Source organism: Corallococcus praedator, from assembly GCF_003612125.1.
Classification (GTDB): domain Bacteria; phylum Myxococcota; class Myxococcia; order Myxococcales; family Myxococcaceae; genus Corallococcus; species Corallococcus praedator.
The window spans coordinates 1-434 of sequence record NZ_RAWI01001098.1 but is presented as its reverse complement, the minus strand read 5'-3'; the positions used below and the strand labels follow the sequence as shown (position 1 = coordinate 434).

Below are 434 nucleotides of genomic sequence, written 5' to 3'. Positions count from 1 at the left end.
ACGCCGAGCAGACCGACTTTTTGGATTTGAGAATTGAGGCGGACTTCGATCGTTTGTCCGCTTGTTACTCGCGTCACTGTGGCAACTTCACTCGATCGCGGGGCTGGCTGACAACTGGCAAGCAGCACCGCCACCAGCACGAAGCTAATCTTCATCCAGCGGCAGGCCGCGCCGAACTTTTCCTTTACCAAAGTGCTGACCGAACTGAAGTTCATACACTTCGTCTTCGTTTTGCGTTTCGACTTTGAGATTCGAGCGGGCATAGCTGACGCACAAGAGCGCATAGGTTTCTTGCAGCTTGGGCGACAAGCCCATTGCTTCTGGCTGGTAGAGGTCGCCTGACAAGACGCGGACGGCGCAGGTCGTACAGGCTCCGTTGCGGCAGGCAAATGGCAAACTGACGCCTTGGGCTTCGGCACTGTGCAGGATGTAGC

The 434-nt window shown here is 56.2% G+C and carries 1 protein-coding gene; it reads right to left on the bottom strand.

Annotation, left to right across the window (positions count from 1 at the left end):
• Window positions 1–144: 144 nt before the first annotated feature.
• On the bottom strand, window positions 145–434 hold a 290-nt coding region (locus tag D7Y13_RS43195), incomplete at its 5' end, for a 2Fe-2S iron-sulfur cluster-binding protein (RefSeq protein ID WP_120631130.1).